This is a genomic window from Aequorivita sp. CIP111184 (assembly GCF_900489465.1).
GTDB lineage: Bacteria > Bacteroidota > Bacteroidia > Flavobacteriales > Flavobacteriaceae > Aequorivita.
Genome location: NZ_UEFQ01000007.1, coordinates 1 through 2,609, shown reverse-complemented (window position 1 = coordinate 2,609; position 2,609 = coordinate 1). Strand labels below are relative to the sequence as shown.

1 protein-coding gene is annotated in these 2,609 nt (G+C 42.4%); it reads right to left on the bottom strand.

The window, feature by feature from the left end; translation table 11 throughout:
- On the bottom strand, positions 1-2,493 hold a 2,493-nt coding region (locus tag AEQU1_RS00045), incomplete at its 3' end, for an HYR domain-containing protein (RefSeq protein WP_258455051.1).
- Between the last annotated feature and the right edge of the window lie 116 nt (positions 2,494-2,609).

Sequence of the window (2,609 nt, the reverse complement as noted above, 5' to 3'; positions counted from 1 at the left end):
ACTAAGAACAACATTGCTAGGTAGATCTGTACCGGCACCGGTTCCAGAACCAGTTGCTGCGGCAGCGCCCCAAGCACCTGGATTGGTCTCATTGCCCACGTACGTACCCTCAAGAACATATAAGTCTAAAGTGAAAGCAGTTGTAGCGTTTGCATTGATATCCAATTCGGTTACTTCAATATCTGATGGCCCTACGGTTACATCATACATTACAGCCCATCCTGAAGATCCGCCATTATTTGTAGCGAAAAGTGTACTCAAAGAACCAGTAGTTCCTCCACCAACACCGCCAGCGGTGATTGTGTAGCCACAAGCTTCGTTAACACCAGTAACAAGATCATTAGGATCTACACTGGCCATACCGTTTGCGTCAAGGAAAACGTCAAGTCCGCCACCTGTGGTAGCTTCGTAGGTCAACAAGAAATTGTCAACACCGGCTCCCCAGCCCCAGCCGCCAAGGTCATCAAAAGTGAAACGCACTTGGAATGCTGCATTTGCGAATGCAGAAACATCGATTAATTCCGTCTGAATTGCAGCCAAGTTTTGATCGTAAAGTGCTATCTGTTGCCAAGCTGCACCGTCAAATACTTCAACAGCCAAGATTTGATCACCAAATTCTTGGAAGGCAGCATCGTAGCCAACCATTACGTTTGAAGCTCCAGTAAGGTCATATACAGGAGATAACAATCTTACTAGATTGGTTTGTCCACTACCTGCAGCATCATCATTAAAAATTGCTGCGTTTGTTGTAAAGTCAGGGCCTAATGGCATATTTCCTGAACCAAAACCCCAATTTGCAGCACCAGCATCAATTACAGTTGACCAGCCTGCTGGTACAGTAGCACCCTCAAAATCTTCAGATTCGGTAAACTGACCAAATCCTCCGATACAGAAAACCTCTGGAGCAGTAACGTCTTGAATTGTAACTGTAGAAGTGCAAGTAGCTACATTACCTGAGTTATCGGTAACTGTCATTACAACTGTATTTGCACCAGTCATAGAACAATCAAAAGATGAAATATCCAAGGTCATAGAGGCAATACCGCAGTTGTCTGTAGAACCATTGTCTACATCAGCACCAGTAATGCTAACGGTGCCAGTTATTGGGTCAAGATCCAAAGTAAGGTCTTGGCATATTGCTACAGGAGCTTCATTGTCCAATACGGTAACGTTAAAAGAACATGTAGAAGTATTGCCGTCGCTATCGGTAACAGAAAGATTTACAGTTGTGTTGCCAACAGGGAATATACTTCCACTTGCTGGAGTGGCGATAATATCACCAGAAATGTTTCCGTCTTCAACATCAAATGCAACGCCCGCAAAGTTCGCCGCTGCCCCACAAGTTCCTGGGGAGTTATTCACAACAATGTCTGATGGGCAAGCGATTACTGGTGCGTTGCCTATAACAATAATTGGAAATCCAGAAACATTTAATTGAAATGGACCAGTGGCACCTCCAAAGGAATGTACTAAAACATAATAGGTGGAAGAACCATCTGTTGTGAAATTGACAGCACTTTGAAGCCCGCAAGAATCATCGTTTCCGACAACGCAGGTTAATGCACCGCAGCTTCCGGAAAATACAGAAAGCTTAGTGTCAAATGTAGTTCCTGAGCATAAATCTAAATCTACTATAGATCCTGTGCCAGAAGTATCAGTAAACTTATACCAAACCCCAGGCGAGGTAATAGAGGCAGGACCACAAGTAGGATTGCCAGAATCAACAGATGCAAATACGGTAGTTCCGCTTACAACGCCATCACCTGTTAATGTTATCGCATTGGCGCAAAGGTCGTTCGGTGGAATGGCTTCTGCTTCTAAAGTCATTGCAAAATTATTTATAATTCCAAAACTTCTGGCGCAACCATTATTAGCAACAGAACTTCCGCATCTTTGCACTACACTCAAGGCAGGCTCGCCCGCAGGTTGTGAACCAATCAATGGATTTTCGTTTAATACCCAAAAAACATCGCTCCTACTAGCGTTCAGAGAAACGGAAATGGTATTATCGAGTTCACTATAAAGGTTCACATTTGGTAATGTGAATGTTACTGAGTAAATAAATCCTAATGGACCTGGAGTAACATTTTGTGTTACTGATGAAGCTGCAACTAAAGTTCCGGGTCCACTGCCGCAGGCTCCTGATGCACCATTGGTGGTGCAGTCGGTGTAAATACGCAATGTTAGGTTATAGTTGGCTGCAGATGCTAAGTTGAATACATCTACTGTTACAGTTTGTAGAATTCTATTGGTGCCCGCCAAAACAATAGCGTCTGCCATTGAAGTATTAGAGCCATTTGCTGCCGCGGTTATTTCCGCGCCAGTAGCACCGGTATGATCGGTTTCGTAAATAGTAGTCAAGGCACGGGATTGCGCATTTTGAACATGTGTTATTCGTGCATCGCGAATTCCTGTAGCTAGCCTTTCTTCCTGCGCTTCTGCAAAATGTGTCGCAAACAGCACAAGGATGAAAAATAATGTAATTTTTTTCATAGTTATATTGATTTATAGTTAGATATTAAAAGTATGTTAAATTATATTAATTATTGAGTTTTATTATAAGTTTTTATGTTAAAAATTAATGTTTATCTAATCTAAATATCATAACC